The organism is Bradyrhizobium sp. WSM1253 (genome assembly GCF_000244935.1).
Taxonomy (GTDB): domain Bacteria; phylum Pseudomonadota; class Alphaproteobacteria; order Rhizobiales; family Xanthobacteraceae; genus Bradyrhizobium; species Bradyrhizobium canariense.
Genome location: NZ_JH600073.1, coordinates 6,478,280 through 6,504,753, shown reverse-complemented (window position 1 = coordinate 6,504,753; position 26,474 = coordinate 6,478,280). Strand labels below are relative to the sequence as shown.

At 62.2% G+C, this 26,474-nt stretch carries 22 protein-coding genes and 1 tRNA gene; 11 read left to right on the top strand and 12 right to left on the bottom strand.

Annotation, left to right across the window (positions count from 1 at the left end):
* Nucleotides 1-25: 25 nt before the first annotated feature.
* Nucleotides 26-1,399 (bottom strand): aspartate aminotransferase family protein, encoded by a 1,374-nt coding sequence (locus BRA1253DRAFT_RS31665; protein WP_007601121.1) that lies wholly within the window; start codon nucleotides 1,397-1,399, stop codon nucleotides 26-28.
* A gap of 314 nt (nucleotides 1,400-1,713) precedes the next feature.
* On the opposite strand from BRA1253DRAFT_RS31665, the gene BRA1253DRAFT_RS31660 reads away from it, so the two are divergent.
* Nucleotides 1,714-2,403 carry a haloacid dehalogenase type II gene (locus tag BRA1253DRAFT_RS31660; RefSeq protein ID WP_007601119.1) on the top strand — a complete coding sequence of 230 codons (690 nt, stop codon included), beginning with the start codon at nucleotides 1,714-1,716 and terminating at the stop codon, nucleotides 2,401-2,403.
* 239 nt (nucleotides 2,404-2,642) lie between these two features.
* On the opposite strand, the gene BRA1253DRAFT_RS31655 is transcribed toward BRA1253DRAFT_RS31660, so the two are convergent.
* The 3 genes from BRA1253DRAFT_RS31655 to BRA1253DRAFT_RS31645 all read right to left on the bottom strand — a co-directional run bounded on the left by BRA1253DRAFT_RS31655 (nucleotide 2,643) and on the right by BRA1253DRAFT_RS31645 (nucleotide 5,675).
* Nucleotides 2,643-4,100 carry an NAD-dependent succinate-semialdehyde dehydrogenase gene (locus BRA1253DRAFT_RS31655; RefSeq protein WP_007601118.1) on the bottom strand — a complete coding sequence of 486 codons (1,458 nt, stop codon included), beginning with the start codon at nucleotides 4,098-4,100 and terminating at the stop codon, nucleotides 2,643-2,645.
* A gap of 280 nt (nucleotides 4,101-4,380) precedes the next feature.
* Nucleotides 4,381-4,737, bottom strand: a complete 357-nt coding sequence (locus tag BRA1253DRAFT_RS31650; protein WP_007601117.1) for a cupin domain-containing protein — start codon at nucleotides 4,735-4,737, stop codon at nucleotides 4,381-4,383.
* A gap of 14 nt (nucleotides 4,738-4,751) precedes the next feature.
* Entirely contained in the window at nucleotides 4,752-5,675 is a 924-nt protein-coding gene (locus tag BRA1253DRAFT_RS31645) for a glyoxylate/hydroxypyruvate reductase A (RefSeq protein ID WP_007601116.1), read from the bottom strand.
* Nucleotides 5,676-5,953: 278 nt separating this feature from the next.
* On the opposite strand from BRA1253DRAFT_RS31645, the gene BRA1253DRAFT_RS31640 reads away from it, so the two are divergent.
* On the top strand, nucleotides 5,954-6,832 hold the full coding sequence (locus BRA1253DRAFT_RS31640) for a GNAT family N-acetyltransferase (RefSeq protein WP_007601115.1): 879 nt from the start codon (nucleotides 5,954-5,956) through the stop codon (nucleotides 6,830-6,832).
* Nucleotides 6,833-7,580: 748 nt separating this feature from the next.
* Here the strand turns inward: BRA1253DRAFT_RS31640 and BRA1253DRAFT_RS31635 are convergent.
* The 5 genes from BRA1253DRAFT_RS31635 to BRA1253DRAFT_RS31615 form a co-directional block, all read right to left on the bottom strand.
* Nucleotides 7,581-7,656 (bottom strand) — tRNA-Lys (locus BRA1253DRAFT_RS31635).
* 189 nt (nucleotides 7,657-7,845) lie between these two features.
* Nucleotides 7,846-8,481, bottom strand: a complete 636-nt coding sequence (locus BRA1253DRAFT_RS31630; RefSeq protein WP_007601114.1) for a Spy/CpxP family protein refolding chaperone — start codon at nucleotides 8,479-8,481, stop codon at nucleotides 7,846-7,848.
* Nucleotides 8,482-8,675: 194 nt separating this feature from the next.
* Complete coding sequence (locus BRA1253DRAFT_RS31625; protein WP_007601113.1) at nucleotides 8,676-9,680, bottom strand: TRAP transporter substrate-binding protein; 1,005 nt, start codon at nucleotides 9,678-9,680, stop codon at nucleotides 8,676-8,678.
* Nucleotides 9,681-9,850: 170 nt separating this feature from the next.
* Entirely contained in the window at nucleotides 9,851-11,413 is a 1,563-nt protein-coding gene (locus BRA1253DRAFT_RS31620) for a 2-isopropylmalate synthase (RefSeq protein WP_007601112.1), read from the bottom strand.
* Between the two features lie 437 nt (nucleotides 11,414-11,850).
* A complete protein-coding gene (locus BRA1253DRAFT_RS31615) occupies nucleotides 11,851-12,114 on the bottom strand; it encodes a hypothetical protein (RefSeq protein WP_007601111.1) in 264 nt (87 codons plus the stop codon).
* Nucleotides 12,115-12,393: 279 nt separating this feature from the next.
* Here BRA1253DRAFT_RS31615 and BRA1253DRAFT_RS31610 point away from each other — a divergent pair, with 279 nt between their 5' ends.
* The 9 genes from BRA1253DRAFT_RS31610 to BRA1253DRAFT_RS31570 all read left to right on the top strand — a co-directional run bounded on the left by BRA1253DRAFT_RS31610 (nucleotide 12,394) and on the right by BRA1253DRAFT_RS31570 (nucleotide 23,775).
* Nucleotides 12,394-13,614 carry an SMP-30/gluconolactonase/LRE family protein gene (locus BRA1253DRAFT_RS31610; RefSeq protein ID WP_007601110.1) on the top strand — a complete coding sequence of 407 codons (1,221 nt, stop codon included), beginning with the start codon at nucleotides 12,394-12,396 and terminating at the stop codon, nucleotides 13,612-13,614.
* A 198-nt stretch (nucleotides 13,615-13,812) separates the two neighbouring features.
* Nucleotides 13,813-14,997, top strand: a complete 1,185-nt coding sequence (locus tag BRA1253DRAFT_RS31605) for a calcium-binding protein (RefSeq protein ID WP_007601108.1) — start codon at nucleotides 13,813-13,815, stop codon at nucleotides 14,995-14,997.
* Between the two features lie 10 nt (nucleotides 14,998-15,007).
* Nucleotides 15,008-16,111 (top strand): FAD-binding oxidoreductase, encoded by a 1,104-nt coding sequence (locus BRA1253DRAFT_RS31600; RefSeq protein ID WP_007601107.1) that lies wholly within the window; start codon nucleotides 15,008-15,010, stop codon nucleotides 16,109-16,111.
* A gap of 252 nt (nucleotides 16,112-16,363) precedes the next feature.
* A complete protein-coding gene (locus BRA1253DRAFT_RS31595) occupies nucleotides 16,364-17,605 on the top strand; it encodes an ABC transporter substrate-binding protein (protein WP_007601105.1) in 1,242 nt (413 codons plus the stop codon).
* A gap of 101 nt (nucleotides 17,606-17,706) precedes the next feature.
* Nucleotides 17,707-18,582 (top strand): branched-chain amino acid ABC transporter permease, encoded by an 876-nt coding sequence (locus BRA1253DRAFT_RS31590; protein WP_007601104.1) that lies wholly within the window; start codon nucleotides 17,707-17,709, stop codon nucleotides 18,580-18,582.
* 1 nt (nucleotide 18,583) lies between these two features.
* Nucleotides 18,584-19,510, top strand: coding sequence for a branched-chain amino acid ABC transporter permease (locus tag BRA1253DRAFT_RS31585; RefSeq protein WP_007601102.1), 927 nt, complete (start codon nucleotides 18,584-18,586; stop codon nucleotides 19,508-19,510).
* Nucleotides 19,510-20,991, top strand: a complete 1,482-nt coding sequence (locus BRA1253DRAFT_RS31580; RefSeq protein ID WP_007601100.1) for an ATP-binding cassette domain-containing protein — start codon at nucleotides 19,510-19,512, stop codon at nucleotides 20,989-20,991. Before BRA1253DRAFT_RS31585 ends, BRA1253DRAFT_RS31580 begins: the two co-directional genes overlap by 1 nt.
* A gap of 43 nt (nucleotides 20,992-21,034) precedes the next feature.
* The gene (locus tag BRA1253DRAFT_RS31575) at nucleotides 21,035-22,276 is read left to right on the top strand and encodes an ABC transporter substrate-binding protein (RefSeq protein ID WP_007601098.1); all 1,242 of its coding nucleotides are present in this window, start codon (nucleotides 21,035-21,037) and stop codon (nucleotides 22,274-22,276) included.
* Between the two features lie 188 nt (nucleotides 22,277-22,464).
* Complete coding sequence (locus tag BRA1253DRAFT_RS31570; RefSeq protein WP_007601097.1) at nucleotides 22,465-23,775, top strand: ABC transporter substrate-binding protein; 1,311 nt, start codon at nucleotides 22,465-22,467, stop codon at nucleotides 23,773-23,775.
* Between the two features lie 216 nt (nucleotides 23,776-23,991).
* On the opposite strand, the gene BRA1253DRAFT_RS31565 is transcribed toward BRA1253DRAFT_RS31570, so the two are convergent.
* From BRA1253DRAFT_RS31565 to BRA1253DRAFT_RS31555, 3 genes are all read right to left on the bottom strand, one after another.
* Nucleotides 23,992-25,161, bottom strand: a complete 1,170-nt coding sequence (locus tag BRA1253DRAFT_RS31565) for a Gfo/Idh/MocA family protein (protein WP_007601096.1) — start codon at nucleotides 25,159-25,161, stop codon at nucleotides 23,992-23,994.
* 49 nt (nucleotides 25,162-25,210) lie between these two features.
* Complete coding sequence (locus BRA1253DRAFT_RS31560; protein ID WP_007601095.1) at nucleotides 25,211-25,522, bottom strand: septal ring lytic transglycosylase RlpA family protein; 312 nt, start codon at nucleotides 25,520-25,522, stop codon at nucleotides 25,211-25,213.
* A gap of 106 nt (nucleotides 25,523-25,628) precedes the next feature.
* Complete coding sequence (locus BRA1253DRAFT_RS31555; protein WP_007601094.1) at nucleotides 25,629-26,471, bottom strand: CmcJ/NvfI family oxidoreductase; 843 nt, start codon at nucleotides 26,469-26,471, stop codon at nucleotides 25,629-25,631.
* Between the last annotated feature and the right edge of the window lie 3 nt (nucleotides 26,472-26,474).

The window sequence follows — 26,474 nt, the reverse complement described above, 5'->3', positions numbered from 1 at the left end:
CTCGGAATGACAGGCGCAGTGATCATCATTTCATCGCCGCGCGGACGTCGCTGTCTTCGAGGGTTTGGTCGAGCGTCATGCGAGTTCGTTCGATGATGCCGTCGATGTCCCCATCCGTGCAGCAGAGCGGGGGCGCAAAACCCAGCACGCCCTGGGCAAAGGCGCGGATGACGAGACCGTTGTCCCATGCGCGGTCGAAGATGCGGCGCGCCGCGTCGGCTTCCGCCGGCAGGGGCGTCTTGCGCTCCTTGTCCGTGACGAGCTCGATTGCGGCCAGCATGCCGCGACCACGGACATCGCCGACAAGTGGATGATCTGCAAGCGCGCGAAGGCCCTCCATCAGGCGGTGCCCGGCCTTCCGGCCGTTTGCCAACAAGCCGCTTTCGTAAAGATCCAGGCACGCGAGTCCGACCGCTGCACTGACGGGATGTGCGGAATAGGTGTAGCCGTGGCCGACCGCCGTCCTGCCGGCTCCGTCCGCAATCGTATTGTAGACGCGGTCGGACATGAAAACGGCTCCCATCGGCACATAGCCCGACGTCAGACCCTTTGCGGTGGTCATGAAATCCGGCACGACGTCGTCTTCTTCGCATGCGAAAAATGGGCCGACACGACCAAAGCCAGTGATGACCTCATCGGCAACGAACAAAATATCGTTCTCCCGGCAAACAGCGTGCATGGCTTTCAGCCAAGACGGCGGTGGCACGAGGACACCCCCTGATCCCTGAATTGGCTCGACGTAAAAAGCCGCAACGCGGTCTGCGCCCAGTTCGGCGATCTTGGCTCGCAGGGCCGCAACCGACGCAGCAATGATAGCCTGAGGATGGGAACCGACAGGATTACGATAGGCATAGTGCGACGGAATTTTGTGCTGCCAGCTATAAGGTACCCCAAAGCCCGCATGAAAGGAGGGGATCGCGGTCAAGCCGGACCCTGCCGTCGACGATCCATGGTAGCCATGCTCGACGGAAATGAACTGATCCTTCTGCGGCGTACCCTTGGCATGATAATAGTACCGAATAAATCGGATCGTGCTGTCGACGGCATCGGAGCCACCCAGCGTGAAGTAAACATGGTTCAAATCGCCAGGCGCTAATTCGGCCAACCTGGCGGCCAGCCGGATGGCTGGATCGGAGCCCAACCCGAAATAGCCCGTCGCATAGGGCAGTTCGCGCAGTTGTCTCGTGGCTGCATCAACGATGCTGTCTTGTCCGTACCCGGCATTGACACACCACAGGCCGGCGAAGCCGTCGAGCAATTGATGGCCCGAGACGTCGGTCAGCGTCGCGCCCTTCGCCGATCTTAACACCCGCACACCCAAGGCCTCGTGAGTGCGATAGGATGAGACCGGGTGAACCAGATGCGCACGATCCAGCTCGATCAGCGAATTGCTCAACATGTCGTCCTCCATATCAACCCGAAGGCAGATTAGGATATCCAGGACGGCAGTTCCTCCCAAGCCGCGCCCGGATCGCAGGAGTTTTGACTTTCGTTGGTGATCGATGCCGCAGCTTATGCCGGAGCAGGCCCGGCGCATGACGGTGCTGCTCAACGCGAGCGGTTGCTTGGCGCAACTCTCTGCCAAAGCTTCGATCCGGTACGACACAATCTGCTTCCGGCTTCAGCGAAAGCGGCGCTTTATCTTACGAGATGCTCCTTATGATGCTTGTCGTACCGGCGCGCGGTGCCGAGAAGATTGGAGGATTCCACGTCATGACCAAGTTCCGACCGAAATATATCACTTTCGATTGCTATGGCACGCTGACGAATTTCGACATGGCCGGTGCGGCAAGGCGAGTCTACGGCTCCCGGCTTTCTGCCACGACGATGGCAAGTTTCATCAAGGATTTCGCTGCCTATCGCCTGGACGAGGTTCTTGGCGCGTGGAAGTCATACTTCGAGGTCGTGCATAATTCGGTAGAGCGCGCGTGCAAGCGCAACGGTGTCGTATTTCGGCCGGAGGATGCCCAGCGCATCAATGAAGAGATCCACACATGGGGTCCACATCCCGACGTCCCGGCCGGTCTGGCCAAAGTCGCCACGGAGTTACCGCTGGTGATCCTGTCGAACTCCATGAAGAACCTCATCATGTCGAACGTCGAAAAGCTCGGCGCGCCCTTCCACATGATCATCACGGCCGAGGAGACCGGCGCCTACAAGCCGCACATGAAGGGCTTCGAGTACATGCTCGACAAGCTGGGCTGCGGCCCGGAAGATATTACCCACGTCTCCTCGTCCTTCCGGTACGACCTGATGACGGCCTACGACCTGGGCATCAAGAGCAAGGTGTGGGTGAACCGCGGTCACGAGCCCGCGAACCCCTTCTATGAATACACTGAGGTCGCGGACATCGGCGGGCTCGCCGCCGCAGTCGGCTTGGAGCCCCTTCGAAGAAGCGCGTGAAGGCGTATCCTTTTCGGGCTCTTTCGCGGCACGTAGACCTTCGAAAATTTCAGTAGAGACTGTTGCGTGATGAATAAAGGGGGCGGTTCAACCGCCCCCTTTTTCTGTGTTTGAACTACTCATCCGACAGAATTGTGTTACTTCGCTGTTGAGGCATCATGCTGTTTATCGCGCGGACGCGGTCCGCCGCAAAATCGAAGAACCCTTCGATTCCTCTCCTGAAACCAGGAATCGTCCCCTTATTCCAATCCGCCGACATGAAGCGTTTTGATCTCGAGATATTCATCTATCCCGAGCTGGGATCCTTCGCGCCCCAGCCCCGATTGTTTTACGCCGCCGAAAGGCGCGACCTCGGTCGAGATCAGGCCGGTGTTCAGGCCTACCATGCCGAATTCCAGCGCCTCGGCAACGCGCCATGAGCGCTTGAGGCTTTCCGTATAGAAATAGGCGGCAAGACCGAAGGGCGTGCCGTTCGCGATCGCGATCGCTTCGTCCTCCGTCTTGAAGCGGAAAAGCGGCGCGACTGGTCCGAACGTCTCTTCTGAGGCCAAGAGCATGTCAGCCGTTGCCTCACCGAGCACGACGGGGCGGGCATATTGCCTACCTTCCGGCATATATTCGCTCTGCGAGATGATCCTCGCGCCCTTGTCCAGAGCGTCTGTGATGTGCCGCTTGATCTTTTCTATCGCCGCGCCATTGATCATTGGTCCGATTTCGACGCCTTCTTCGGTGCCGGCCCCGACCTTCATTTTCGCAACCCGTCTGGCCAGCTTTTCTGCAAAGGCATCGTAAATGCCCGATTGTACCAAAATGCGATTGCAGCAAACGCAGGTCTGTCCACCATTACGAAACTTCGACGCAATCGCGCCCTCAACGGCCCGGTCGAGATCGGCATCATCAAAGACGATGAACGGCGCGTTGCCGCCGAGCTCGAGGCTGAGCTTCTTGATGTTGTCGGCGGCGCCTTTCATCAGCAATGCGCCGACGCGAGTCGACCCGGTAAACGAGATCTTGCGAACAGTTTCATTGGCCATCAATTCCTGGCCGATTTCCGCGGGCATGCCAGTCACTATATTAATGACGCCCGCCGGGATCCCTGCCTGCTCCGCAAGTACGCCGATCGCGAGTGCCGAAAACGGCGTAAATTCAGATGGCTTGATGACCACGGTGCAGCCCGCAGCAAGCGCAGGTGCCACCTTGCGCGTGATCATGGCGCTGGGAAAGTTCCAGGGCGTGATAATCCCGCAGACGCCGACCGGCTCTTTCAGCACCAGAATGCGGCGATCGGCAGTAGGTGACGGGATGGTCGATCCGTTGATCCGGCGAGCCTCTTCCGCAAACCATTTTACGAAGGATGCCCCATAGCGGATTTCTCCGAGCGATTCAGCAAGCGGTTTGCCCTGTTCCAAAGTCAGCAAGAGCGCCAGATCCTGCTCATGCTGCCGCATGAGCTCATACCAACGCTCCAAAAGTGCCGCGCGTTCTGCGTGAGTAGTCTTCTTCCAACGTTTGAACGCATCAGCCGCAGCGTTGATTGCAGCCGCAGTCTCGTCACGCCCCATGTCGGGGATAGTGCCAAGGACGTTCTGGCTGGCAGGATCGATGACATCAACGGTCGATTTCGCGTTCGCATCCCGCCAGTTGCCGCCGATCAACGCCTGCTGGCGAAACAGATCCTTGTCCTTCAATGCGATCATCTTCTTTTCCCTTCGGGGCCAACCCCGCCATCACAGCGATGCGTAATCGGCTCATGTTCCTTGTCCACGAGCGAGTCTGCTCGACGTGAGTTCGACAAGCACGCTGTTGGATTTGCCATCGGTGAGATCGAATCTTCTCATCCGAGCAATACAGGATCGAACGCCGCATTTTTCATCGAGAATTAAGCGCCTGGCGGCGTTGAATCGCATAAGACGCGACTCGAAAAGCCGATTATTCTGGCAGCGCGCCTATATTAGGAGCGCACTTCGAGCTTTGTGCTCAGTCATAAGCGCAGACGTAGATCTTTCGCACGGTCTCGATCGTGCGCCAGATGCCGACAAAGCCCGGCTTCATCACAAAGCTGTCGCCGGCGCGGTAAGTCTTCGTCTCACCACCCTTTTCCTCAATTTCGATGAGACCCGAGATGATGTGGCAGAACTCGTAAGTGGTGCCCTTAATGGAATGGGTCTCGCCGGGCGTTGCTTCCCAGACGCCGGTCAGCACCTTCTCGGCTTTGGAGGCGTCCTGCGCCCAGGTCTTGAAGGATGGATTGCCCGAAATGAGCCGTTCCGGAACAGGCAAGGCGTTCTTTGGTGCGAAGTCCGGATCGGGATCGATAGAAATCAGAAGGGACATGACATCATCCTTGGTTAATAGCCGAGTGTTCGATCGACAAGCCCGATCGGATTTTTTCCAGCGCGGTGGCGCCGGATGTTTTCTACGACGGATTGTGCCGCCGAATGCGGTTGCGTCACGGATGCGATGTGCGGAGTTATCATCACCTTCGGGTGCGACCAGAGCGCATGGCCTTCCGGCAGCGGCTCGGGGTCGGTGACATCGAGCATAGCTGCTGCAAGGCGGCCGCCGTCGAGCGCCTCGATGAGTGCGGCCTGGTCGAGCTGCGGGCCGCGGCCGACATGCAGCAGTCGCGCTCCCATCGGCAAAAACGAGAAGAGTTTTGAGTTCAGGAGGCCGCGGGTTTGCTCCGTCAGGGGCAGAAGACAGACGAGAATATCCGTTCCTCTCAGGAAACTGCCCAGCTGATCGTCGCCATGAAAGCAGGTGACGCCCTCGACCACATTTTTGCTGCGGCTCCATGCGGCAAGGGGAAATCCAAAGGGCTTGAGGCGATCGATTGCCGCTTGCGCCAGCATCCCAACGCCCAGGAAACCCACGCGGCGTTCGGTCGCCTGTGGGGTGACAAGATCTTGCCACCTGCCCCTTCTCTGCTGCTCCCGATATGCGAGCATCTCGCGATGGAGCGCCAGCACGCCGAGCACGACGTATTCCTGCATCATGCGTATGATGCCATCCTCGACCATACGCACCAGCATCACATGGTCGGGTATGATCTCGGGCACGAACTGGTCGACTCCGGCACCGATGGAAAAGAGCACCTCCAAATTGCGATAACGCGAGACGTCGTCCGGCACTTTCCAGGTCAGCAGATACCGCACCTTTTCCGGGTCGATGCTTTTCCTCCCCTGGTAGAATTCCAGATCGGGGAGCTCGCGCGCAAATATCTGGCGGAATATTGCGCCCCGAGCGGCATCGGAATTGAAAAGAAACCCCATCGAGGGACCCTTCGTGTCACGCGGCGAGATGCTCAATGACTTGTTGGCGCGCAGCGACCTCGCCGGACATCTACAGCCTAGCGGCAAGCAGAAGCTTTCTCTGCCGAATCTCGGTGCGCTATATGCCGAACATTTCGAACACTTGTACCAAAACAGGTGAAACCTGCTGGCCTTCCGTGCAATGCTGCGGCAAACACGTTTGCTGTCGCAACTGGGCAGCAGGTTCATAAAGCACGCCAAGCCATAGACTTTGGCATTCCGCGAAGGAATGAACTGAGATGGGACGATCCGTACGCCTGAAGTCCTTCGAATTGGTCGCGCGCGACATTCGAGACGTTGATGTGAAGCTGCTCCACGCGCTCTCGATTGCGGTCGGCTGGCCGCATCGGCCAAAGGACTGGGATTTCCTGCGCCGCGCCGGTCAAGGCATCGTCGCTGTTGACGGCATCGGGCGCGTTTTCGGAAGCGCAATGTGGTTCCCGCACGGACGCGAATTCGCCACCATCGGCCTGGTACTCACATCGCCGCGCACCCAAGCACAAGGTACCGGCCGATGGCTTATGGAACAGGTATTCGAACGGTGTGGGGATCGGAATCTTACCCTGAACTCGACCGATGCTGCCTATCATCTTTATCTGTCGCTGGGCTTCACCAAGGAAGCGGTCGTGTATCAGTGGCAGGGAGAGGTCGTATCACCCCTTCCACCGATATCAGTTCTGGATGGCGAATTGAGATCGGCGTCAGCCGAAACACTCAATGAGATTGCAGCGCTGGATGAGCGTGCGTTCGGCACGAGCCGCCGGGAGCTGCTTGCTCTGCTTTCGGAAGGTGCGTCAATCTGTGTACTGCGCCGCGACGGCAAGACAGTCGGCTACTCCATGAAGCGCGAGTTCGGGCGTGGTCACGTGATCGGTCCCATTGTCGCCAGCAATGATTATGACGCGATCCATCTCACGGCCGTGCATCTTAAGGATCTCACCGGCCGTTTCGCCCGCGTCGATACTCGGGAGCAGACGGGCCTATTTGCTGATTATCTTCAGCAGAGCCGCCTCGCTATAAGCGAGACGGTCACAACCATGTCCAAGGGACGGCGATTCCTGAACCGAAAGGAAAACGAGCCGTGGGTCTACGGATTGGCCGCTCACGCGTTGAGCTGAGCTGAGAAGCAAATCGTTGATCGGCGCTGGTTTCCGACGCCGGTGCTCGCCCTTATTCTACAGGCAACGGCTTGGCGCCGATTCACGGAAATGGTTGAGGTCACTAATGTGCTCTCGCCAATTTGGCCATATAGGCTCAACAAAATAGCCGTCGTTTTTGCCGATGTCGCCTCGACCTGAAGAAGCTGACGAGGGTCTCCGCCGGAAAGAGACTCGCCGGCAACGTCCTTAAGCGCGCGAACGTACAAAATTGTAGGTTTGCCCTCATTAATGGATATGGCATTCTCGAGGTTCGTAAGTAGAGCAAAACCCACTGTTTGACCTGTGGCAGGAAAAATGGGCCGAAGCCTCGGCGGACCACCGGACCGGGGAGCGTCGCGAAGCGCCCCCGATAGATTCACATCGGGGAGGCGCAACAGCCGATACCGACCTTCGCTTCAGGTGCAAACCGAAGCTCCGCGCCTTCTACTGGACATTCATACCGAAGCGCGCAGACCATCGTGAAGCACTGCCGCGCCCGCAATGCGGCTCGCGCCGATTTCGGTATCGATAGGCTTGAATTGCAGGTGCTGAAGGACGGTATGAAGAGCTGAACGCAGACCGGTAGATTTCGTGTTACAGGTGGAGGGGCTTCGGTCCTAATTATCCGACTCGTCGCACGGCGTGCGACCATCAAAAGCGTCGCACGAGACCCGGCTTGTTCTGCGGAGGAATTTAAAAAAGCCCTTGCGGGCCAATCTCTTAAGGGTGGTGGGCGCACCAGGGCTCGAACCTGGGACCCGCTGATTAAGAGTCAGCTGCTCTACCAACTGAGCTATGCGCCCGAAAGGCGGTTAAAGCCTTGCGAGGCCGGTCGTTTAGCAAAGCGATCCGGGTCTGGCAAGCGATGGCACGTAAGTTTTCCAAGGCTATGACAAGGGTATGCCAAGGGCGTGCCCACATCCCCCAAAAAAGCGAAAAGCCGCTGGATTCCAGCGGCTTCGCCAGGGTTGAGCGGGGCCACCCTTGCAGGCTCAGAGCCGGCCCTCGCGGTCCCCGTCCGAGCCGCCGTCGCGGTCGAAACGGTCACGGTGGAAGTGGTCCATACCGCGCTCCATCATGCGGTCCATGCCACGCTCCATGAAGTGGCCGCGCGGGCCGTCTTCGCCACCGCCGAACGGGCCGCGGTGGCGGGTCAGCACGGCGAGGCGCCGCTTCTGGCCCTCGTCCAGAGTCTTGTAGAGCGGATCGGCGGCATCGGCGATCTTCTTCAGGGCCGCCGACGTCGCCCCCATGTCCTCGGCGCGCTGGCGCAGGCGGGCGACCGGATCTTCCGGCCTGTCGGCATCCTTGTTGGCGTCCTTATTGGCGTCCTTGCCGGCATCGCCGGGACCGGCATTCATCCGCGCATTGGCGCGGTCCATGCGCAGCTTGGCGAAGTCGCGCACGGCGGCCTCGACCGGCGGCCACAGCTTCTCCTGATCGGCGTTGAGCTTCAGCCCGGCATGGACGGCGGCGATCCGCGCGTCGACCATGGCGGCGCGGTCTTCCGGGTTCATGCGGATGTGGCGCATGTGCTCGTGCATCCACGGGCGATGATAGTGGGCATAGACCGCGCCCGAGCCGGCGATGCTGAGCACGGCGATGGCGGCGATGGTGAACTTCCTCATGCGAACTCTCCTCTGGAAGGATGTCGTGAGGATGGGCGCAGCGCGGCTTACGCGCAACTTACAACTTGGACAGGGAGCGCGTTCTTTCGAAGATGTAACGCTCCTGAATTTTCGTTCAGTCGCAATCGGAAATCATTTGCAACAAAAGGGGCTTCCGCGTCCGACCCGGAAGCCCCATTCATCATCCGTTCAAATCAGTTCGTCGTGCTCTTCGCTTCCTTCTGGAATTCGTCGATCAACGGTTGGCCGATGCGGCCTGCGGCGTCCTTGTAGACCGGCTCCATGGCCTTACGCATCGCCTCATCCTGCTCCGGCGTGAGCTTGATGATCTCGCTCTTGCCGCTCTTCCTGATCTCGGCGAGCGCGTCCTCGTTCTCCTTCTGCGACTGCGTATTGTTGAAGTCGGTCGCTTCCTTCATCGCCTTCGTCAGCTGGTCGCGGATGTCGGCCGGCAAATCGTCCCAGAACTTCTTGTTCACGATCACGACGTAGCCGATGTAGCCGTGATTGCTCTCGGTGATGTACTTCTGCACCTCATGCATCTTCTGGGTATAGATGTTCGACCAGGTGTTCTCCTGCCCGTCGACGACGCCGGTCTGGAGCGCCTGGTAGACTTCGCCGAACGCCATCACCTGCGGCAGCGAGCCGAGCGCCTTGAACTGGGCCTGGAGCACGCGCGAGGACTGGATGCGGAACTTGACGCCCTGATAGTCGGCCGGCGTCACCAGCTTCTTGTTGGCGCTCATCTCCTTGAAGCCGTTGTCCCAATAGGCAAGGCCGGTGATACCCTTCGGTTCGAGCAGCTTGAGCAACCTGGCACCGAGCGGACCTTCCGTCACCTTCCGCAGCGTCTTCAGATCGGGGAGGATGTAGGGCAGATCGAACACCTCGAACTCGCGGATGCCGAGCGGGCCGAACTTGGAGTTGGACGGCGCCAGCATCTGGACGCTGCCGAGCTGGAGCGCCTCGAGCTCTTCCTTGTCCTTGTAGAGCGTCGAGTTCGGGTAGATCTCGACCTTGACCTTGCCGCCGGTGTACTTCTCGGCGAGCTCCTTGAATTTCTCCGACGCCTTGCCCTTCGGCGTGTCGGTGGCCACCACGTGGCTGAACTTGATGATGATGGGCGCTTGGGCCGATGCCGGCCCGGTCAAGCCAAGAGCCAGGACCGCGATGGACGCAGCGATCGCGAAGGTGCGCATAATCTCTCCCTGTTGTTATTTGGGCCGCCCGGCGCACGGGTGGCCAATGCCGTTAGCATCAATACAGGTCGACATCACCAACTGCTATTGGCCGTTAGCAGGGCAGCCATTCATGGTGAACGCCGCAAGCACCGCCTCTCCCGCTTCCGGAAGAGGCGGTGGTCGCCACCTCAGCTCGCGGCGGCGGTCGTCACGGTGTCGCGCTGGCGCTTCATGACGATTTTGTTGAGTGCGCCGAGATAGGCCTTTGCCGAGGCCACCAGCGTATCCGGATCCGCCGCGCGCGCGGTCATCGCACGTCCCTCATGCGACAGCCGCACCGAGACTTCGGCCTGCGCGTCGGTGCCCTGAGTCACTGCGTGGACCTGGTACAGCTCGAGCTTGGCTTCGTGCGGCACCAAGCGCTTGATGCAGTTGAACACCGCGTCAACCGGACCGTTGCCCTCGGCCTCCTCGATCTTGATCTGGCCGTCGACGTCGAGCTTCATGGTCGCGCGCTGCGGGCCATGGGTGCCGGCGATCACGGTCAGCGAGGTCAGCTTGATGCGATCGTGCGAAGCCGCCATCTCCTCGTCGACCAGCGCCTCGATGTCCTCGTCGTAGATGTCCTTCTTGCGGTCGGCCAATGCCTTCATCCGTGTGAACGCGTCTTCCAGCTGGTTGGGACCGAGCTTGTAGCCCATCTCCTCCAGTTTGTGCACGAAGGCATGGCGGCCGGAATGCTTGCCCAGCACCAGCGAGGACTGCTTGAGGCCGACCATCTCGGGCCGCATGATCTCGTAGGTGGAAGCGTCCTTCAGCACGCCGTCCTGGTGGATGCCGCTCTCATGCGCGAACGCGTTGCGGCCGACGATGGCCTTGTTGTACTGCACCGGGAACGAGGTCGCCGCCGACACCACTTTCGAGGCGCGGGTCAGCTGCGTGGTGTCGATCTTGTTCCAGAACGGAAATTTGTCGTTGCGGACGTTGATCGCCATCACGATCTCTTCCAGCGCGGCGTTGCCGGCACGCTCGCCGATGCCGTTGATGGTGCACTCGACTTGGCGCGCGCCGCCGACGACGCCGGCCAGCGAGTTCGCCACCGCCATGCCGAGGTCGTTATGGCAGTGCACGGAGAACACCGCCTTGTCCGAGTTCGGCACGCGCTCGATCAGCGTCTTCATGAAGTGGGTGTATTCGTCGGGCGTGGTGTAGCCGACGGTATCGGGAATGTTCACCGTGGTGGCGCCAGCCTTGATGACGGCTTCGACGATGCGGCACAGATAGTCCATCTCGCTGCGAGTGCCGTCTTCGGCCGACCATTCGACGTCGTCGATCTGGTTGCGGGCGCGCGCGACCATGGCAACCGAGGTCTCGAGCACCTGTTCCGGGGTCTTGTTCAGCTTCACCCGCATATGCAGCGGCGACGTCGCGATCACGGTGTGGACGCGGCCACGCTTGGCGAATTTCACCGCCTCTGCGCAGCGGTCGATGTCGGCCGGATGGGCACGCGACAGACCGGCGATAACGGCGTTCTTGGAGCGGCGAGCGATCTCGCTGACCGCCTGGAAGTCGCCTTCTGAGGTAATTGGGAAGCCGGCTTCGATGACGTCGACGCCCATATCGTCCAGCATCTCGGCGACTTCGAGCTTCTCCTCGAAGGTCATGGTGGCGCCGGGGCACTGCTCGCCGTCGCGCAGGGTGGTGTCGAAAATGATGACGCGGTCCTTCTCGGACTTGTTCACGATGGCCATTTCGAAAATTCCTTTTGAGCTTTTGCGCCGTCAGTCTTCTGGGCGCTTGAGGTGTCCGGTGATCTCGACCAACCCCTGAGCGCCCAGGCGCATGGCGCCCAGCCGGCCCTCAGGGGCAAGTAAGAAGGAGCCCGCCAATCAGGAGAGTGGGCAGCAGCGCGGCCGGGATCGTGGCGGCGGCCAGAGCCACCTCCCCCGAAATCCCATCGATTTGGCCGCGAATCAGCATTGCCAGACCCTTTTGAGCCCTCAAATCCTCGGTCAAAACCGTTGACGGTTGGTTGCCGGGAGGCTCGATGCGCCGTTTCTAGACGAGAAATGGCCGCAACTGCAACGCCAAAAGATGGACAGAAGGGCTGACATGATCGCACCGCCGGATGCGTGGAAGGACCCGGTGCCGGTGTGTCTGCCCGATTGGACCAGGCGATACCGTCGAGCTACGCCGTACGGCGGGCGCGAGCCCTGCTCTCCCAGCGGTTCAGCATCTGACCGAGCTCGCCGGTGGCAACCGGCGCAGCCCTGCCGGCGATCGCGATCTCGTTGGTGTTGGCGGGCTCGTTGGCACTGAGCCAATCCGGCTCGCTGTACTCACGCCAGCGACGCGCCTCGGCTCGCCTTTTGCGGGAGACGTAGTCGCGGGTGAAATAGCCGGCCGCAAATGCAATCCCGAGCAGCAAAACCAGTACGACGACAGCGACCACAGTGAACTCCGACTTACGCCCCCGAATAACGTTCTGCCAGCATCGCGCAGGAGGTCAAGGCTTGACATTTCCCCCGCTTGGCAATGTCCCGCAGGCAATTCCGGTAAACCCCGTCACGCCGGATGAATTTGTCGTTTCCATGTTCGACGTTGCAGCGCTTTTGCCGCCCCGCTCTCGCTGAGGATGCGTACCTCCCCCTCGCAACCGTCATCGGACCGGACTAACCTTGCCCTGCTCGGCCGGATCAACCGGCTAGCCGAACATGACCGGGAGGATGCGATGACACGCCAAAAGCAGCGTGACCAGGATGCTGCGCTTTCACGACGAACGCTCGTTCAGGGACTTGCGCTCGGCGCCGCCACTCTTGCCGGCGCCGGCTCCGCGCTGGCCCAGACCGGACCTGCCGCGCCGCCGACGACGATCACCACCCCGCCACGCGATTTCGGTCCCCACGGCGCGCCGACCACCTATTTCTGGGACCCCGACGTGATCGCGGTCGATCCGTCCTTCAACGATCTCGCGCAGCCTAACACGGCGATCAAGCGTCTCTATACGGGCCTGCTGTGGGCTGAAGGCCCGGCGTGGAGTGCACAGGGCCGCTATCTGCTCTGGAGCGACATTCCCAACAACAGGCAGATGCGCTGGAGCGAAGACGACGGTCGCGTCAGCGTGTTCCGCTCGCCGTCCAATAATTCCAACGGCAACTCGTTCGACTTCCAGGGCCGTCAACTCTCCTGCGAACATTTGACCCGGCGGGTGACGCGTTATGAACATGACGGTACCGCGACCGTGCTTTGCGACAATTACAACGGCAAGAAGCTGAACTCGCCGAACGATGTCGTCGCCCATCCTGACGGCAGCTACTGGTTCACCGATCCGCCCTATGGCGGCCAGCTCTACGAAGGTGAGCCCGACGCCCCGAGCGGTCCGAGCAATTCCGGCGGCAAGCTCAATCCGCGGATTGGCCAGCCCGCCGGCTTTGCACCAGGCAAGCGCGAGCTGCCGACCAATTGCTATCGCATCGACCCTAGCGGCCGTGTCGACCTCGTCGTCACCGAGGAGCAGGTGCCCGACCCGAACGGGCTGTGCTTCTCGCCGGACTTCAAGAAGCTCTACGTCGTATCAACCGGCAAGGGACCCGGCGACACCGGTCCCGGCGGCAAGGATGAGATTTTCGTCTTCGACGTCGGCGGCGACAACAAGCTGTCGAACCAGAAGCGATTCAGCGAGTGCGTGATCGACGGCGTGAAGTGCGGGCCGGACGGCGTGCGCTGCGACGTCAACGGCAACGTCTGGGCCTCCAGCAATGCCGGCCGGGCCGTCGGCTACAGCGGCGTGACGACGTGGTCGCCGGAGGGCAAGCTGCTCGGCCGCATCCGGCTGCCCGAAGTGTGCGGCAACATCTGCTTCGGCGGCCCCAAGCGCAATCGCCTGTTCATGGCCGCGAGCCAATCGCTCTACGCGGTGTATACCGCCACGCAAGGCGCAGGCCCGGGCTGAGCCCGCGCGCGCGATCGCAAGCACGGGCGTCGGCGTGGACCGCCGGCGCCCGCGGTTCCCTGATCGCAATCAAGCTACGCCCCGAGCAAATCTCCGCCATCAATCCAACGAAGATTGAATCGCGCGGCAAAGCCGCAGCGCGGTGCGAAGGCATGATGCTCTTCGTTCTCGCGTCCGACTTGAACCGGGAGTTGCGCGATGCGCCGTATGCCAAACGACACCATCATCGTCAGCGTTGGGGACCAGCAATTTGTCACTGAGTTCGGGGACCCGGGCCTGCCGAACGACGGCCGCGGCGGCAGCGACAAGATGATCGCGACCGTCGATGGGAGCAACGCGGTCCTGATATTCGTTGGGGACGACCAGACCCTGCAAGGACATTCTCACGGCGGAAACGACCAGCTCGCTGCGACCGTCACAGGCTTCGGGGACTACGTGTTCCTGGACGGCGATGCGCAGGCGATGTCCGGCGACGCCCATGGCGGCAACGATGTACTTCATGTCGATGCATCGACATCGATCTACGCGACCCTCGGTGTTTTTGGCGACGCCGAAACCGCCATGTCGGCCGACACGAGGGGCGGCAATGATGTCGTCGTTGCATCGATGGGAAACAGAGCGTCCGGCACGTTCTGCGGAGACTCCGGTAGTTCCATGAGCGATCATGCGCGCGGCGGCAATGATATCCTCAGCGTGACCCAGGTCGGCAGTTACGGCGGCGCTTCGATATCGGGCGACGCCCTCGTCTCCATGAGCGGCGATGCGCACGGCGGCAACGACATCCTCATCTACACCGTCGGTGCCGCCGCCCAATCCGGAGGCGCGTCTCTGGTCGGAGACGCCGGCTACATGAGCGACGATACCCGTGGCGGCAACGATATCCTGATCGCTACCGTCGACGGCAACCCGGACTCCACGTCCATCGTGCTCGTCGGGGATGCCTCGAACATGTCAGGCAATGCGCGCGGCGGAGATGATATCCTCCTCGGCAGCAGCCGCGACGATCTGCTGTATGGCGATGCACAGACCTACGCTCCGTTCACGGCCGGCTCGATCACGGGCGGCAAGGACATGCTGAATGGCGGTCGCGGAAATGACCAGCTCTGGGGCGGACCGAACGACGACAGATTCGTCTTCAACAAAGGTTCAGGCCTGGACGTGATCAACGATTTCGACCAGGGCAACAAGGCTGTCGGCAGCACGGCGCGCGAGCACGATGTGATCAATTTGCACGATTACGGCTTCGCAGACTGGGCGGCGCTAAAAAGCCTGATCAGCGATGACAGCACAGGAAATGCGGTGATCCACCTGACGGCGACCGATACGATTACGCTGGAGGGGGTCCATACCGCGGATCTCCATGCGAAGGATTTCATTGTGTAAGAGAGCATTCATGCGCGTTGTGATCTGCGGCGGCGGCGTGATCGGCGCCTGCACCGCCTGGTTTCTCCGCCGCCGCGGCATCGACGTCGTCGTCGTGGAGCGGGCGGACGTCGCGGCCGCGGCGTCAGGCAAGGCGGGCGGCTTCCTCGCACGCGACTGGTGCGAGGGCTCGCCGCTCGATGCGCTGGCGCGACGGAGCTTCGCGATCCATGCGCAACTGCCGGACGAGATCGCAGGCGATTGGGGCTATCGCCCGATGAGCGCTTATAGCGGCTTCGTTGCCGCCGATGGCCATCCGCGCCGGGATGCACCGTCCGCGCTCGGCTGGCTCAGCAACGGCGTCATCATCGCGCAGCGCATCGGCACGATGGAGTCCACTGCGATCGTTCACCCCAAGAAATTCACCTCAGCCGTGATGAACGCGGCGCTCGCGGAAGGCGCCGAGTTTCGTCCCGGCCAGGTGACCGGCATCATGCGTGATGCAGATGGCACGACCGCGACAGGCGTCGAGGTCGACGGCCGCATCGTCGAGGCGGACGCCATCGTGATCGCGATGGGACCATGGTCGCTGCTCGCCGCGCAATGGATGAGCCTGCCCGCCGTCTACGGCCAGCGCAGCCCGAGCATCGTGTACGACACCGGCACGGATGCGCCGACCGATGCGCTGTTCCTGGAGTCTGAAGAGAATGGCAGTGCCGTATCGATCGAGGTCTTTCCTCGCGCCGACGGCAGCACGCATATCACCGCTCTCTCCGACATCGCGCCGCTGCCGCTCGATCCGGCTGCCGTGACGCCGGACCACGACGCGATCGCGCGCCTGCAAACCATGTCCGAGCGGCTGTCGCCGCGGTTCCGATCCGAGAGGATCATTGCGCGGCAAGCCTGCTTCCGGCCGGTGACACAGGATGGCCTGCCGCTGATCGGCAAGGTGCCGCAAAGTGAAGGTCTGTACGTTGCGACCGGGCACAATGTGTGGGGCATCCTGAATGCGCCCGCCACGGGCGAGGCCATGGCGCAACTGATCGCGGAGGGTGCGACACGCAACGTCGACATCTCAGCATTCGATCCGGCCCGCCTCGCGCCGCTCGATCCGTCGCTGCTGCAAGCGCGCTGAGCCGACGCGACGGCATCGCCATTCAGCGATCGGGTTGCTGTGCGCCTGCGATAGCTGCGCATGCCTACCGACGAAATCTGCATGCCTGCGCGTGAAACGGGTCCGACAGCTTTCCTGCCCGCTATTTGCGCAGCGCTAGACTTTAGTCCGTGCCTCACAATCCTGGACGCGGTTTCACTTGCCGAGAATGTCTCCGCCGGTATAGTCGCGCGCATAATGGCTCATAAGAGGCCTGTTAAGGGAGAGAACAAGATGAAGAAACCGCTCTCTGTTGCGTTGCGGATAACACTCGGTACCGCCGCGGCCGCTGTGTTGATGACGTCAGGCGCGGCACTTGCGGCCGACCCGATCAAGATCGGTGTGATCGCGGAAGCGCAGGCGATTGCCGGCGCCTCCATCCCCCAGGCGGCACAGCTCGCCGCCGACGAGATCAACGCCAATGGCGGCGTCGACGGCCGCAAGATCGAGATCGTCTCTTACGACAATCACTCGTCCTCGGCAGATTCGGTGCGCGCATTCCAGCGCGCGGTAAACGAGGACAAAGTCAACGCGGTCATCGCCAGCTACATCAGCGAAGTCGTGCTGGCACTGGAGCCCTGGGCCTCGCGGCTGAAGACGCCGTTCGTCACGCCCGGTGCAGCCTCCAACGAAATCAGCAAGAGCGTGCATGCCGACTACGAGAAGAACAAGTACACCTTCCACGGCTATTTGACCTCCGCCGCGCTGGCGCTTTCCGTCTGCGACGGCGCCAAGGACCTGCTGGTCGACAAGATGCACATGAAGACCGCCGTCATCATGAGCGAGGACGCCGCCTGGACCAAGCCGCTCGACATCGGCTACGAGGAATGCCTGCCCAAGATCGGGCTGAAGGTGCTCGACCACATCCGCTTCTCGCCCGATACCACCGACTTCACGCCGATCTTCAATAAGATCGAAGGCTCCAAGCCCGACGTGATCATCACCGGCATCTCCCACGTCGGCGTGCAGCCGACGGTGCAGTGGAAGAACCAGCAGGTGCCGATCCCGATGTTCGGCATCGCCTCGCAGGCCACCAACGAGACTTTTGGCAAGGACACCAATCAGGCGGCCGAAGGCGTGCTCTACCAGGGCGTCTCCGGCCCGGGCGTCGCGGTGACGCCCAAATCGGTGCCGTTCGCCGAAGCCTTCAAGAAGAAGTTCGGCAATTATCCCTCGTATGCCGGCTACACCGCCTATGACGAGGTCTACTACATCGCCGACGCGGTGAAGCGCGCGGGCTCGACCGACGCCGACAAGCTGGTCGCCGCGCTTGAGACGACCGACTGGGAAGGTACGATCGGCCGCGTCCAGTTCTACGGCAAGGACGATCCGTTCACGCACTCGATCAAATACGGCAAGGGCCTGATCACCGGGCTGATGCTGCAATGGCAGGGCGGCAAGCAGAGCGCGGTCTGGCCCAAGGAAGTCGCCAAGGTCGACATCAAGTTCCCGAGCTTCATCAAGCTCTCGAACTAGCAGGACACGCTCCCGGGACCAGCTCCCGGGAGCTTCCACATGCGGCCCCCGCACGTTGCCCCAGCAACATCGTCTCTCATAAATCAGATTGCCAACCTTAGATGCGTGCTTTCCAGATTCTGATCGATGGCTTTGCCATCAGCGCTCTCTATGCTCTCGGAGCCACCGGCTTCACGCTGATCTTCGGCGTGTCCGGCGTCCTCAACCTCTCTCATGGGGCCATCATGGTGGCCGCAGCGGTAGCCGCCTGGGCCGCCGCCAGCATCCTGAATGTCGGCACCTATGCCGGCGCGCTGATCGGGGTCGGTGTCGCCCTCCTCACATCCTTTGCGACCTATTTCGCGGTGGTGAAGCCGATCCAGGACTCCCGTCGCATCCCGAATGAAGAGAAGGAGATCTTCGTCCTCACCGGCACGCTGCTGTGGGGGATCATGATCCAGGAGGTGATCGCTTATTTCTTCACCAACAACGCCAAGACCGTATTGCCGATCGTCGAGGGCGTCGTCGAGATCCTCGGCGTACGCACGCCCAGCAACGAGATCTTTACCGCGATCGTGTGCTGCTTCGTCATCGCGCTGTTGTGGCTCCTGGTGAACCGCACCCGCACCGGCAAGGCGGTGCTCGCGGCCTCGATGAACCCACGCGGCGTCACCCTGCTCGGCCTCGAGCTCACCAACATCTACGTCGTGGTGTGGGCGATCTACGGCATTCTCGCCGGCATCGCCGGCGTGCTGCTCGGAATGTTCCTCGGCGTCAGCTCCTACAGCGTCGGACCGCTGACCGCGAGCGCGTTCTCGATCGTCGTGCTCGGCGGCCTCGGCAGCGTCTCCGGCTCGCTGATCGCGGCCTTTGTGGTCGGTTATCTCGAAACGCTCACGGCCTATCTGGTCTCGCCGGCCTACCGCACCATTCCGGCGCTGCTGCTGCTCGTGTTCGTGATGTACATACGGCCCCAGGGCCTTCTGGGGAGGCGCTGAGATGGCCAGCTTCTTTACGACCCGCCTGTTCTTCATCTCGCTCGCGCTGGTGGTGATCGCAGCCACGCTGCCGCTTTATGTCTCGGGCTATGTGCTCGGCTTGCTCACCGTCGCCTCTTACTTCGGCGTGTTCGCGATGGCGTGGGACCTGCTGTTCGGCTTCGCCGGCGAGGTCAATTTCGGCCCGACCTTCCTGATCGGCGTCGGCGCCTACACCGCCGGCATCCTGAATGCCCAGTTCGGCTGGTCGGTTTACGCTTGCATCGTGCTCGGTGCGCTCGCCTCCGTCATCGCCGGCCTCGTGCTGGCGCTGCCGGCGCTGCGGGTGCGCGGACCGTATTTCGGCCTGACCACGCTGGTCGCGGTGCTGATGCTGCAGAATTTCATCGTGGTGTTTGCCGACCTGACCGGCGGCGAGATCGGCCTGACCATTCCCGACGTCATCTCCATTAACGCCGGTGTCAATTACTGGATTGCGCTCGGCTTCATGACGATCTCGGCGGCGATCCTCTATGGCCTCTCGCAATCGCCTGTTGGCCTGGTGCTGCAAGCCAGCGGCCAGGACCCGGTGCAGGCCGGTGCGCTCGGCTTCAACATCGTCAAGCACAAGCTCGCCGCCTTCATCGTCAGCGCGTTCTTCTCGGGGTTATCAGGCGCGCTGCTGGTGTTCTATTTCGGCACCGCCTCGGTCGGCACCGTGGTCGACGTCGCGGTCGGCGTCAACGTGATCGTCTCGGCCGTGCTCGGCGGCCGCCGCACCGTGCTCGGTGCGGCGCTGGGCGCGATCTTCCTGATCGTCGCCGGCGAATTCCTGCGCCCCACCGGCGAGCTCGCAACCTTCATCGTCTCGGCGGTCGCGCTCCTCGTCGTGCTGTTCTTCCCCGGCGGCTTCCTCGGAGCGGCCCTCTCGCGTGAGGCGCGCTCGTGATGGATATGCGAACTTCAAACAGGGCCGTGCTCGAAGTCCGCGGCCTGACCAAGCGCTTCGGCGGGTTGACGGCGGTGAAGAACCTCGGCTTCGAGGTCAATAGCGGCGAGATTTTTGGCCTGATCGGGCCGAACGGCTCGGGCAAGTCGACCGCGATGAAGAGCGTGATGGGCATCGAGCGCCCGACATCAGGCGAGGTGATCTTCGAGGGCGAGGACGTTGCCGGCCTTCCCGCGCACAAGATCGCGCGCAAAGGCTTTGGCATGGTGTTCCAGCATTCGCGGCCGCTGAACCGGCAGACCGTGCTGGAGAACATCATGGTCGCGCTGCTGCCGGACAGCCTGTTCATGCTGTTTCCGGACAAGGCGCTGGTCGAGCGTGCCAAATGGATCGCGGACCGCGTCGGACTCGGCAACGTGATGAACCGCCGCCCGCCGACGCTGCCCTTCGCCGACCTGCGCCGGCTCGAGCTGGCCAAGGCGATCGCGCGCGATCCGAAGGTGGTGCTGGTGGACGAGCCCTTTGCGGGGCTGACGCGGGCCGAGGTTGAAATCTTCTCCGACCTGATCCGCAGTTTTCGCGACGAGGGCCGCGCGGTGATGCTGGTCGACCACAACGTCAAGAGCGTCGCGGCGCTGGTCGACCGCGTGCTCGCGATGTATCTCGGCGAGGAGATCGTCACCGGCAAGGCCGATGACGTCATGAAGAACGAGACGGTGCGGCGGGTCTATCTCGGCGGCGCCATCGAGACCCATGCGCGGCCCGAGACCAGCTTCAAGGACAAGGTGCCGCTGCTCCAGGTCGAGAATGTCAGCGTGTTCTACGGCAAGGCGCAGGCGCTGGAGAACGTCTCGATCCACGTCCACGAGGGCGAGTTCGTCTCGATCGTCGGCCTCAACGGCGCCGGCAAGACCACATTGTTCAACACCATCTCTGGCTTCCTGCCCTATACCGGTGAGATCGTACGCAACGGCGAGAAGCTGCGCGGCACGAGCCCAGCGAAAATCGCCCGCAGCGGCCTCGTGCAGTGCCCGGAATCGCGCGAGCTGTTCGGCGAGATGAGCGTGCGGGAAAACCTCGATCTCGGGGGGCAACATCTGGCCGACGACAAGCGCGCGGCACAGCTGGCCTGGCTGTTCGAGCTGTTCCCGATCCTGAAAGAGCGTCAGGGCCAGATGGCGCAAACGCTGTCCGGCGGCGAGCAGCAGATGCTTGCGATCGGCCGCGCGCTGATGATGCAGCCGCAGATCCTGATCCTGGACGAGCCGACGCTGGGCCTCGCCCCCGTCGTCCTCGAACTCTTGTCCAAGGCCCTCACGAGGCTGCGGCAGACGACGTCGATCACGGTGCTGCTCGGCGAGCAGAACGTGACCTTCGCGCTTCCACATGCCGACCGCGTCTATGTGCTCGAGCATGCAAGGATCGTCTGGGAGGGCGATCCCGGCCGCTTCGCCGCGGAGGCTGGCGCCGATTTTCTCTGATTCGCCCATACCAACAACAAAACAAGCAAAGGGAAAAACGACCATGCGACCATCCCCGAATTTGAGCAGCAGCTTCCTCCTCGCTTCCGCGCTGGCGCTGTGCCTCGCCGCTCCCGCCTACGCGCAGTCGAACGACCCGATCAAGATCGGCGTCATCGCCGAAGTGCAGTCGATCGCGGGGGCCGCGACGCCCGGCGGCGCGCAGATCGCTGCCGACGAGATCAACGCCAAGGGTGGCATTCTCGGCCGCAAGATCGAGATCGTGACCTACGACAACAAGAGCTCCTCGGCGGACTCGGTGCGTGCGTTCCAGCGCGCGGTGAGCGAGGACAAGGTCTCTGCCGTGATCGCAAGCTATATCAGCGAAGTCGTTCTCGCGCTCGAACCCTGGGCGGCGCGGCTGAAGATGCCGCTGATCACGCCCGGCGCGGCCTCGAACGAGATCACCAAGGCGATCCACAACGACTACGAGAAGAACAAGTACACCTTCCACGGCTATCTGACCTCGGCCGCGCAAGCCCAGCTCGTCTGCGACGCCGCCAAGGATCTCCTGGTCGACAAGCTCAAGTTCAAGACGGTCGCGATCATGAGCGAGGACGCCGCCTGGACCAAGCCGCTCGACGTCGGCTACGAGGCTTGTCTCCCGAAAGCGGGCCTCAAGGTCGTCGAGCACGTGCGGTTCTCGCCTGATACCACCGACTTCACGCCGATCTTCAACAATATCGAGGCCAAGAAGCCGGACGTGATCGTCACCGGCATCTCGCATGTCGGCGTGCAGCCGACGGTGCAGTGGAAGAACCAGCAGGTGCCGATCCCGATGTTCGGTATCAGCGCGCAGGCGCTGAGCCCGACCTTCTGGAAGGACACCAATGGCGCCGCCGACGGCGTCCCGTCGCTGGCGGTCGCAACGCCCGATGTCGCCGTGACCTCCAAGACGAAGCCGTTCGCGGCCGCCTTCAAGGCCAAGTTCGGCTCGCCGCCGGCCTATACCGGCTACACCGCCTATGACGAGGTCTACTTCATCACGGAGGCGATCAAGCGCGCGGGCTCGACCGATCCCGACAAGATGGTCACTGAACTCGAAAAGACCGACTACGAGGGCACGATCGGCCGCATCCAGTTCTACGGCAAGGACGACGAGTTTACCCACGGCATCAAGTCCGGTCCGACGACCGTTTCGGGTCTGGTCTTCCAGTGGCAGGACTCCAAGCAGGTCGTGGTCTGGCCCGAGAAGATCGCGGACGGCAAGCTGAAGTTTCCGAGCTTCGTGAAGCTGTCGCAGTAACCGGCCCGCTCTGACGTCGAACCCATCGCTCCGCGGGAGCGGTGGGCTTTTCTTTGTCTTTCGCAGATGCGTTGTGCGGCGCACCGCCTATCGACCTTGGGTGATGTTGACTTTCCGCCGCCCCGCTCCCCATAATTCGAAAAAGAATAACAAGACCAAATCATAAAACGGTTTTGAGGGAGGATAGGATGCCGACTTCACGCAGGCAGCTGCTGAAGAGCTCGGCGGCTGCCGCCGCCGCACTCAGCCTCGATTGGACACGCGCCCAGGCGCAAGCCGAGAATTTGCGCATCGGCCTGATCTACGACCTCACCGGTCCGTTCGCCGCCGGCGGCTCGGTCGCCTCGTCGGTCGGCGCACAGATCGCCATCGACCTCGTCAACGAAAAGGGCGGCATCGGCGGCAAGACCAAGATCGTGCCGGTCGCGGCGGACTCGCAGAGCAAGGCCGACGTCGCGATCAACGAGGCCGAGCGGCTGATCAGCCAGGAGAAGATCGACATCATCAACGGCGTCTATTCCAGCGCGCATGCGGTGCCGATGGCCGCGAAGGTCGAGCAGCAGAAGAAGATCCTCTGGATCACGACCGCGGTCTCGACCGCCGTGTTCAAGGACAAGAACCTGCAATATGTGTTTCGCGCGCAGATCCATTCCGATCAGTACGGCCAGGCCTTCGCAGGCTTCGTCGCCGAGCACGCGCAAGGCAAGCTCGGCATGGACCCGAAGGACGTCAAGGTTGCGCTGATTCACGAGGACGGCCCTTATGGCGTCGGCGTCGCGGCGGCGGACGAGGCCTATGCCAAGCAGGCGGGCATCCAGGTCGTGATGCGCGAGGGCTATTCGGCTTCCGCCCCTGATCTGTCGGTGCTTGTGACCAAGCTCAAGCGCGCCAAGGTCGATGTGATCTCGCATGCCGGCTACAACCCCGACATCACCCTGTTCCTGCGTCAGGCCCGCGAGAGCGGCCTTCGGTTCAAGATGCTGTTCGGCGCGGGCGCCGGCTACAGCCAGCTCGACAAGCTGCGCGCGACCTTCGGCCCCGACATCGATAATTTCTGCAACATCGATCCGGTGCCCGCGCAACTGCTCGATCCAGCCAAGCTTGCGCCTGGAATCGGCGATCTGACCAAGACCATGGTCACGCGCTACCAGGCCAAGACCGGCGCCACCGACGTGCCGCCGCATTGCTCGATGGGTTTCAACCAGACCTGGATCCTGCTCAACAACGTGCTGCCGGTCGCCAAGGAGAAGTACGGCAGCTTCGAGCCCGAGGCCATTCGCAAGGCCGCGCTCGACGTCGACATTCCCGCCGGCGGCACCATCCAGGGCTATGGCGTGAAATTCTTCCCGCCGGGCACGCCGCTCTCCGGCCAGAACGAGCGCTCGACCCCGGTCGTGATGCAAAATGCCGGCGAGCACATCTCGGTGGTGTGGCCGACGAACATCAGGACGCGGGACCCGGTGTTTCCGCTGCCGAAGGGATCGACCTACGGGACGTAGGTTCAAGCCGCGCAGACGGTGCGTCCCTCTCCCTTGCGGGAGAGGGTGGCTCGCCGCGAAGCGGCGAGACGGGTGAGGGGTTGTCTCCGCGAGCTATCCTCTTGCAGCTGCGTTTGCGGATAGAACCCCTCATCCGGCGCTTCGCGCCACCTTCTCCCGCAAGGGGAGAAGGATTAGCAGCGTGCCTGCGGCTGGGTCAGTGAGTTCACCGCGGCTCTACAACATCACCCGCCGTCCCTCCTCCGCCGCCCAATAGCCCGCGTAGTTCACCTTGATCGTCTCATATGCCAGCGCCAGGTCCGACAGCGGCTGGCGTCCCGTCGCGGCGCATTCCATGAAGTCCTGGATCTCCTGGAGATAGCCGCGGGTCCACTCCTCCTCGAGGCAGACATATTGCCAGCCGGTTTTGCGGTCGACCTTCTCGGTGATGTAGACCGAGGCGAGCTTCTCCTCGGAGGTTTGGTAGCTCATCAGATGATTGTTCGGCGTGATATTGGCAAACAGCGAGCCGCCTGACGTGTAGGTCTCGATCAGATTGCGCACGCCGCCCATGATCATGTCGCCGGAGAACACGGTGGCCTTGGTGCCGTCCGAAAATGTCGCGGTCAGCGTGCCCCAATCCTCGACGTCAACAGGATTGGCCTTGATGTAAGTACGCTCCTCCGGCTTGAGGACGGCCGTGACATTGCCGACATCGCCACTGACGCTGGCGACGCGGATGGTTTCACCGCGCGCCTTGGCCTCGACCTGCTTGAGATACAGCACGGCGGAGAGCGGATGGCAGCCCATTCGGATCAGCGAGCCGCCGCCGGTCATCGCCCATTGCGCGGCATGGACCGCATGCGAGCCGGAATGGCTCTCCTCGCCCTTCATGAACAGGATTTTGTCTTTCGTCGCCTTGATGATCTCCGCGGTCTTGGTCACTGCGGGTGCGTAGATCCAGTCCTCGGCATACATGAAGAGCTTTCCGGTGCGCTCGATCGCGGCACGCGTGGCGCCCATCTCTTCCAGCACGCGCTCATACATCAGCGCCTTCGGCACGTGCTTGCCGATCGGCTGCCGGTCGCCGTCGCGGCCGAAATAGCCGGCGAACGGCTTTTCGCAGATGACATGCTTGCCGGCCTGCATGGCGGCGACGATCATCCCCGCATGAAGATTGGGCGGCGTGCAGATGTCGATGACATCGAGCTCGCCGTCCGCGATCAGCTCGGCGAAGCTGCGATGGACCCGTGGGATCTGGTGGCGGTGTGCAAATTCGACGACGTGGTCGCCGCGCGCAGCGACCGCCGCGACCTCGACATCCACGCCGTAGACGCGCCGGAACGCATACATATGCAGCTCCGACACGAAGCCGCAGCCGACGAGTCCCACCCTGATCCTGGCCATAGCGCCCCCTGACCCATGCTTTAGGCAGCACTATAACGCGCTGGCAGGTCTATTCCACCGAGACCCGCACCACGCCGGCACTCATCATGCCCAGCGCCTTGGCGGCAGGGACGGAGAGATCGACGATCCGACCGCGGATGAAGGGGCCGCGATCGTTGACGCGGCATTGAATCGAGCGGCTGCCGTAGGACACCCTCAGCACGCTTCCGAACGGGCGCGTCCGGTGCGCGCAGGTCAACTCACCTTTCCCGGCTTTTCCGTATCCGTAATAGGAGGCAAGCCCGCTTTCGGCCTGGGCGAAGGAAACTGCAGAAAGCGAAAAAGTAGCAAGGCAAGAAAACAGCGTGGTCTGCGCTCGCACGGCACCGCTCCCGGTTGGCCCTGCCCCGCGCAGCAACGTTTGTTGGTTCCCGTGGGTTCCTGGGCCGCCACCGGGCTACGCCCGGCGGCGCCATCACACATTGTTACTATTTGTGAAAGACCAGCGTGCGGACTTCGATGCTCTCACGCGGCGCCGCGTCGGCCGGCGTGGTCGGATCGACGAACGCGGTGTGCGGCCCGAAGCGGGTGCGGCCATCGGTTGCGGAATCGTAGCACTTGAGCAGCAGCGCTTCGTCCGCCGTCATCTCGGGGAAATAGAACCAGCGATGGTTCGGATTGTATTTCACCGAGTAAGTCTCGCCGCGGCGGTTGGGATAGATCAGATCGGAGGCAACGAGATCGTCGGGCGCGACCGTCGTACCGTCGGCCATCGCCAGCGGCGAGTCGCGCAAGGGACCACGGATCGGCCGCCACAAATTGATCACCTGGACGCGGCCTTTCAGCAACTCCTCGGCCTCATCGGGCAGATGTTCGCGCACGCGGTTGGCGCCTGAGACGGCGGTCTGGTCGACGTGGACGCGCGTTGCCGGCTGCCGCGGTCCGCCGTCGCGAATATCCGCGGCGCCCTCGACGCGCCTGCGCACGGTGTGGTCGAAGATGACGACGCGGTCGGCTTTCAGCGTTGCGCGCAGGAAGGCCTCGACGGCGGGATAGTAGACCGCCCTCACCTCTTCGTCGTTGCTGAAGTCCTTCACTCGGGTTGGATGCCGCACCAGCGCAAAGCCTTCGCGGTCGAGCGAGAAATTTTGCGCGATCAGTCGCGCATCGAAGATCGGGACCTGATGCGGCTCCGGCAACGACGTGCTCTTGGGCTCGCCAGGCGGCGGATCGAAGGCATAGGTGCGCGGCTTGCCGGAAACCGGCGCGAGATAGTTGAGTTCGGCAGTGACGAAGGGAAGCGATTCGATTTTTGTTTCTTGCAGGCCCATGGC

Bases quoted from the DNA above. Each gene is read 5' to 3' on its own strand.
- BRA1253DRAFT_RS31665 (WP_007601121.1), bottom strand. From the start codon at position 1,399: ATGTTGAGCAATTCGCTGATCGAGCTGGATCGTGCGCATCTGGTTCAC.
- BRA1253DRAFT_RS31660 (WP_007601119.1), top strand. From the start codon at position 1,714: ATGACCAAGTTCCGACCGAAATATATCACTTTCGATTGCTATGGCACG.
- BRA1253DRAFT_RS31655 (WP_007601118.1), bottom strand. From the start codon at position 4,100: ATGATCGCATTGAAGGACAAGGATCTGTTTCGCCAGCAGGCGTTGATC.
- BRA1253DRAFT_RS31650 (WP_007601117.1), bottom strand. From the start codon at position 4,737: ATGTCCCTTCTGATTTCTATCGATCCCGATCCGGACTTCGCACCAAAG.
- BRA1253DRAFT_RS31645 (WP_007601116.1), bottom strand. From the start codon at position 5,675: ATGGGGTTTCTTTTCAATTCCGATGCCGCTCGGGGCGCAATATTCCGC.
- BRA1253DRAFT_RS31640 (WP_007601115.1), top strand. From the start codon at position 5,954: ATGGGACGATCCGTACGCCTGAAGTCCTTCGAATTGGTCGCGCGCGAC.
- BRA1253DRAFT_RS31630 (WP_007601114.1), bottom strand. From the start codon at position 8,481: ATGAGGAAGTTCACCATCGCCGCCATCGCCGTGCTCAGCATCGCCGGC.
- BRA1253DRAFT_RS31625 (WP_007601113.1), bottom strand. From the start codon at position 9,680: ATGCGCACCTTCGCGATCGCTGCGTCCATCGCGGTCCTGGCTCTTGGC.
- BRA1253DRAFT_RS31620 (WP_007601112.1), bottom strand. From the start codon at position 11,413: ATGGCCATCGTGAACAAGTCCGAGAAGGACCGCGTCATCATTTTCGAC.
- BRA1253DRAFT_RS31610 (WP_007601110.1), top strand. From the start codon at position 12,394: ATGACACGCCAAAAGCAGCGTGACCAGGATGCTGCGCTTTCACGACGA.
- BRA1253DRAFT_RS31605 (WP_007601108.1), top strand. From the start codon at position 13,813: ATGCGCCGTATGCCAAACGACACCATCATCGTCAGCGTTGGGGACCAG.
- BRA1253DRAFT_RS31600 (WP_007601107.1), top strand. From the start codon at position 15,008: ATGCGCGTTGTGATCTGCGGCGGCGGCGTGATCGGCGCCTGCACCGCC.
- BRA1253DRAFT_RS31595 (WP_007601105.1), top strand. From the start codon at position 16,364: ATGAAGAAACCGCTCTCTGTTGCGTTGCGGATAACACTCGGTACCGCC.
- BRA1253DRAFT_RS31590 (WP_007601104.1), top strand. From the start codon at position 17,707: ATGCGTGCTTTCCAGATTCTGATCGATGGCTTTGCCATCAGCGCTCTC.
- BRA1253DRAFT_RS31585 (WP_007601102.1), top strand. From the start codon at position 18,584: ATGGCCAGCTTCTTTACGACCCGCCTGTTCTTCATCTCGCTCGCGCTG.
- BRA1253DRAFT_RS31580 (WP_007601100.1), top strand. From the start codon at position 19,510: ATGGATATGCGAACTTCAAACAGGGCCGTGCTCGAAGTCCGCGGCCTG.
- BRA1253DRAFT_RS31575 (WP_007601098.1), top strand. From the start codon at position 21,035: ATGCGACCATCCCCGAATTTGAGCAGCAGCTTCCTCCTCGCTTCCGCG.
- BRA1253DRAFT_RS31570 (WP_007601097.1), top strand. From the start codon at position 22,465: ATGCCGACTTCACGCAGGCAGCTGCTGAAGAGCTCGGCGGCTGCCGCC.
- BRA1253DRAFT_RS31565 (WP_007601096.1), bottom strand. From the start codon at position 25,161: ATGGCCAGGATCAGGGTGGGACTCGTCGGCTGCGGCTTCGTGTCGGAG.
- BRA1253DRAFT_RS31555 (WP_007601094.1), bottom strand. From the start codon at position 26,471: ATGGGCCTGCAAGAAACAAAAATCGAATCGCTTCCCTTCGTCACTGCC.